6 protein-coding genes are annotated in these 5,601 nt (G+C 29.8%); all 6 read right to left on the bottom strand.

The genetic code is table 11. The features are described from left to right. Window positions 1-289 precede the first annotated feature (289 nt). A complete protein-coding gene (locus tag OS188_RS14635; protein WP_267149598.1) occupies window positions 290-1,819 on the bottom strand; it encodes a retropepsin-like aspartic protease in 1,530 nt (509 codons plus the stop codon). A 5-nt stretch (window positions 1,820-1,824) separates the two neighbouring features. Further along, window positions 1,825-2,157: a hypothetical protein gene (locus OS188_RS14630; protein ID WP_267149597.1), complete on the bottom strand. Its 333-nt coding sequence runs from the start codon at window positions 2,155-2,157 to the stop codon at window positions 1,825-1,827. A gap of 2 nt (window positions 2,158-2,159) precedes the next feature. Beyond that, window positions 2,160-2,774, bottom strand: coding sequence for a hypothetical protein (locus OS188_RS14625; protein WP_267149596.1), 615 nt, complete (start codon window positions 2,772-2,774; stop codon window positions 2,160-2,162). 168 nt (window positions 2,775-2,942) lie between these two features. After that, a complete protein-coding gene (locus tag OS188_RS14620; RefSeq protein WP_267149595.1) occupies window positions 2,943-3,338 on the bottom strand; it encodes a hypothetical protein in 396 nt (131 codons plus the stop codon). A gap of 619 nt (window positions 3,339-3,957) precedes the next feature. Beyond that, window positions 3,958-4,752 carry a cation efflux transmembrane domain-containing protein gene (locus tag OS188_RS14615; RefSeq protein ID WP_267149594.1) on the bottom strand — a complete coding sequence of 265 codons (795 nt, stop codon included), beginning with the start codon at window positions 4,750-4,752 and terminating at the stop codon, window positions 3,958-3,960. A 169-nt stretch (window positions 4,753-4,921) separates the two neighbouring features. After that, window positions 4,922-5,461, bottom strand: a complete 540-nt coding sequence (locus tag OS188_RS14610) for a hypothetical protein (protein WP_267149593.1) — start codon at window positions 5,459-5,461, stop codon at window positions 4,922-4,924. Window positions 5,462-5,601: the final 140 nt, after the last annotated feature.

Genomic DNA, 5,601 nt, shown 5'->3' with positions numbered 1-5,601 from the left:
TCAATGCTCCGATTATGAACGAAATTACCGCAGTTCCTTTTCCTAAAGTGTTATATTTTTCAGACGTCATTTTTTTTCAGCTTGTTGCCAACGGTCTTGTGTATGAAACGTAGCGTATAAATAGACGCTAACTTTTCGGATTAAACACGAGCCGAATTTTTTAATTTTCTTTTTATCTTATTTTCTAAAAAAGCCAAATTAAAAAATTTGGCGGACTTTGCAAATACACACAAACCTCTCGGAAAGCCTGTAATAGCTATGTTTTATATACGTTGTTGGCAACAGTATTTTATTCACGGTTTAAAATTATTTCATTTTCGGTTAAGTTTAATTTCAGAACATTTAACTTTTTTAAACCATCCATTCCAAAAAGTAACATACTATTTTCTGAATCTGTTACACTTACTGTTAGGTTTTTTAATATTTGATTTCCAATCTTTAATTCTGGAACTAACCAATTTTGACAAGCAATCATTGAACCGTCTGCAATTTCTGCAAGAGAATCTCCAATGTAGTTTTCTTTACTTACAACTCCATTTGATAACAAGTCGGAAAGTACATTTTTATTAATTACAACATTAGAAGCTCCTGTATCAAGCATAAACTTATAATTTAATCCACTAAAGTTTAATTGTATGAACTTCATATTTTGTTCTTCAGTCAGATAAAGTGTATTTTTTTTGATGTCTTTAAACTTTATTGAAGTTATTACTTTAAAAAAAAGCTTTGAATAGTAATCATAAGAGTTAAATTCATTGCTTTTTAAAGCACCTCCATTAATATTAATGACTTTGCCATTTTTAATATTTATTGCACCAAAATATTCTATTACTTGACCATCTAAAATTTCATTTTCTGTTACTTTTCCTAAATCTGTATATGAATTATAAAAAATCATTTTGTTTTTTCCGTTATTGTAGAGTGTACAATTTATTTTATTATTAGATATTTTTGTGTTGAAGATTTTAAGAATGGTAATTAAAGTTTCATCATCTTCATAAATAAAATCTACAATATCATTATCTGAAATATTTTGAGATTTCATTTCCTCTTTGGTGATGAATTGTTTTGATAATATCGATGCGGTAATGCTTGCATCAAGGAATTTTTCATAAGGCTCGTAAAATCCAACTGTTGAAGCATTTGAAAAATCTTTTTTTGGTTTAGTCGACCAACTTTTAGGTAAGTCTATTGTAAAGAAAAAATCTTCATCAGAAGCATTATTTATTGATGTAAATTCCTGTTTATGATTATCCAAAATCTCTTTAACTGGATTAAGTATATAATTAAATGAAAGAACATTGTTTCCAAGTTTTTCGTCAATATAAATACCCTGATTTCTCATTTGTAAATCAGCTAAAACTGAATTGCAATCTGAATCAGAATATTTTAAAAACGAACCAATCATTTCGGTTTGCTTATTAAAGATTTTTTTGTACTCGTTTGTAAATGAAGGCTCCTTTTGTTCTGCAACCTTGAACAGATAATTAGCATTTTTTAAACCTTGTTGAAAGGTGTTTTTAATACGCACATTTGTTATGGCAATTTGTGAGGAATTTATTTTGCAATTTTTTGCATAAAGATTACTTGAAAATTCTTGTGCATCTAAATACATTTTAAAACGAACAGCTTTATTTAGTAGTAGGCTATGATTATAACTATTGTTTAATACTGACTTTTCAAGAAAATCTATTGAATATTCTTTTTTAGAAATCGATTTGTCTAAAAATGATTTTATTCCAATTTTCTCAATTTGTGCATTTACTTTAGTTAGAGAAATGAAGAGTAGTAATATTGGGATTAAAGTTTTAAGGTTCATTGTATTTAAAAAATAAATTTCCATTCTTCTTTAAAGAAGTTTTTATAATGGTCTATTACTACTTGGTTTAGTTTAACTGGATTTGAACATAGGTTATCTCCATTTTTTGAAAGAATATAATTGTAATACTCTTTATTGTCATAAGATACATTTCTGAAACTTATATTTGGGTCTTTTTGTTTAGCTTTTAGTCTGTTATTGCAAACTTCAAGTATTTCAGTTTTTTCCATTAAAACCATTAAATCAAAAGTTGATTGAGAAACTCTTCTGCTTTTTACCAAAAAGAATAAACCTATTAATAAGCCGATTATAATTATAAGTTTCGAGTGTTTTTTCATTGCTAGTTGTTTGATTTTAGCTTTTCAAATTTTCTTTTGGATACATCAAATTTTGCGAACATTATTGCTGATTCGAGATTAGAGTTGTAAAAATTATAGTTGTTTACACAGTTTTGGTCATAGAATCTTATTTGATTATCAACAATTTCATATTTACAATCTTCATCGATTAGCTTGATTATTTTAGCACTAATTGCAAGAACAGTCGAGTCGGATTTATAATTTGATTTTGTTATCTCAATTGATTCATCAAACTTGCCTTTCATTCTTTGAATTTCTTTTAGATTGATTTTTTCTGTTGGCTGTATGGAATCAAACAAGCTTTTTAAATCAGACACAAGATTTTGATTGTTTTGATTAAAAGTCGTTAAAATAGATTCTGCTTTTTGGATTATTTTTTTTGATTCTTCGTGGTTTTTATCCTGCTTTAATCGGTCAAGACTTAAAAGTGTAGCAAATCCGGAATTTGTAATGTCATTTTTATATTGTTTGTAGTTTTCTTGGATTTCTGTTCCTTTTTTGAAAATGGAAGATTTAAGTCGTTCATTTGATTTTTCCGCTGGATTTTCGCAAGAGAATAGAATAAATAATGTTAAAATCGTAAATGCTAATTTCATTCGGGTAGTTTTTTCAATATTGTTGCCAACGTTTTTGTGTAACAGACGTTGCGTTGTTAAGCAACAGAGTTAATTAATTAACAATCAACATCAGGATTTGCGAGGTTTTTCCAAAAGTGAAAATACGAAGCAATGACTGTTACACGGTGTTGGCAAATCGGTTTTTAATCATATTCCAATGTCTATTTTACCTCTTTCGATTAGTATTCCAATTATGACTATTATTAGTCCGATGATTATTTCCTCTAAATATTTTAATAGTAAAGATGATATAGTTCTTTTTTTGTTTGGATTTTCTGTTGGTTGGTTTGCTCTTCTTTTGCGTTTATTTCTGCGCCATTTAAGAAATACCCAATAAATCTGATAAATCCAATATGGTTTATAAGGGTAAAGTTCAAATGTGTATAAAGGAGCGTTTAATTTATTTTGTCTGGCGATTGTTAATGCGCCAACTCTGTCAAAAAACAGAGTTTTATTAATTCCGTTAGATTTTTCGGTTTCTAAAATCCGATATTCATTTCTAAACGAATTATATGACTTATTAAATAATTCCTTTGTTTCCATTTTAACTGTTTGCCAACGTTTTTGTATAAAGAAAGTTGCGTTTTTGTGCGCGAGGATTTTCCGTAGGAAAATCAGAAGCAAGCAAAAAAGCAACACACTTTAATTAAGCACAAAATAGCAATTTTTTTTATACGGTGTTGCAAGTAGTAGTTTTTTTGTTCCGATTACTTTTATTTATCTTTAATCTGCTAACTTTTTCTAATTCCGTTTGAGTGGAAATTCCGTTTGAGTAAGAAATTCCGTTTTGAGTAAGAAATTCCGTTTTGAGTAAGAAATTCCGTTTTGAGTAAGAAATTCCGTTTTGAGTAAGAAATTCCGTTTTGAGTGAGATTCCGTTTTGAATGAGATTCCGTTTGAGTAAGAAATTCCGTTCGAGTAGAAAATCGGTAGAGTAAATTCAGCGTAATATTTGTTAAAAATCAGATTTATTTTATTTACGAATTGTTTGCGTTTGAGTGATTTCCGCTATTACTTGCAACGGTTTTGTGTATGATTAGTGGCGTGTTTAAGCACCTAATTTAGCAAATAAAAACCGAATAGAAAATCCGCGAGGATTTTCGTAAGTAGGCGAGAACCAGCCATTAATTATACACGTTGTTGTAAGTAGTGCTTTTTTAGTTCACTTACTTAATTTCAAAATCCGAAATGCTCCTTGAATTACCAATGCAAAAACAATTGTTCCGATAATCAAATCAGGTTTATTAGAACTCAAATAATGCACTAAAATTCCTGCAATAATTACTCCCAAATTGATAATCACGTCATTCGAAGTGAAAATCATACTCGCTTTCATATGTGCTTCTTCTTTGCTCTTTGACTTTTGCAAAATATAAAGACAAATTCCGTTTGCGATAAGTGCAAAAATCGAAACGATAATCATTGTTGAAAAATCGGGAAGTTTCTCGTTTCCGAAAAATCTTCTCAAGACTTCTACAAATCCAATAATCGCAAGTATTATTTGAAAATATCCAGCAAGTTTGGCAATTCGTTTTTTCTTTATTACTGTTCCGCCAACCGCAAACAAACTAATTCCGTACACAAAACTGTCCGCAAGCATATCTAAACTATCGGCAACAAGTCCCATTGATTTTGAGATTATTCCTGTTGTTATTTCGATAATGAAAAAAGCAAAATTGATTGCAAGTACAGACCAAAGTAGTTTTTTTTGGTTTGCGTTTTCTTTAAATTCCGTTTGGTCGGTTTGTTCCGTTGAGATTTTTTTTCCACCTAAATTCAATTCGATAACGGACTTTTCGATTTGGTCAATTTCTCCGCTGTGAAAAACGGTCAATTTTCGATTCGGAATATCAAAGTCCAAATTCGCAATACTTGAAATTCCGTCCAATTTCATTCGGATTAGATTTTCCTCTGAAGGACAGTCCATTTTGGTAATTTCGAATATTGTTTTTTTCATTCGGTTTCTGGGTTTTTCGGCATTACTTACAACGTTTATGTATAAGGAAAGTTGCGTGTTTGTGTGCGAGGATTTTCCGAAGGAAAATCAGAAGCTAGCAAACGAGCAACTAACTTTGGTTAAGCTAAAAGTAGCAATTTTTTTTATACGGTGTTACCTACAGTTTTTTTTATCGGTTTATTAATGTCAGATAGTGTATTGCAAAAATCAGACGATTATTTTTGTCGGTCAAATCAATGTTCTCAATGTTTTTAGAAAAGCCAGCAACAACGGAAGGAAGTAAGTCACTTGCTTGATTAAGTTGGTCAGCGTAATTTTTTATAAAATCGGATTTTATTCCAATTTCGGTCAAATATTTTATGTAATTACTATCAGTTTTTAAATTGAAATGTTCGGAATTTGAATCCGTATATTTCCACCAAATTTTGTCAAAAACCACAAACTTTTTTAAATCAGAACTCAATTTTTCCATTCCGTTTAAATTCGGCACGATTTGATTTTGAAGGACGTTATTGGAATATTCCAAATATGCTTTGTTTTCGGAATCGGTTTTGTATTCAGTCGTTAAGATTTGGTCAAATTCAGAAACAATAGAATTCAGTTCCGACAATTCGGGTTCAGTCCAAATTCCATTGAAATTGTCAATTTTACTTTCTTGTTTACAAGCCGAAAGTATAGTTAAAAATAATATTAGGATACGTTTTTTCAAATTGTAGGTAACGTGATTGTATAAGATTAGTTGCGTTGTTTAAGTACCTAATTTAGCAAATACAAACCGAATAGAAAATCCGCGAGGATTTTCGTAAGTAGGCTTGCACAAGCAATTAATTTTATACGGTGTTGGCAACT

It is taken from the genome of Xanthomarina sp. F1114, from assembly GCF_026410255.1.
Lineage (GTDB): Bacteria > Bacteroidota > Bacteroidia > Flavobacteriales > Flavobacteriaceae > Xanthomarina.
The sequence above is the reverse complement of the archived record's forward strand: the minus strand, read 5'-3'. Positions and strand labels throughout refer to the sequence as shown.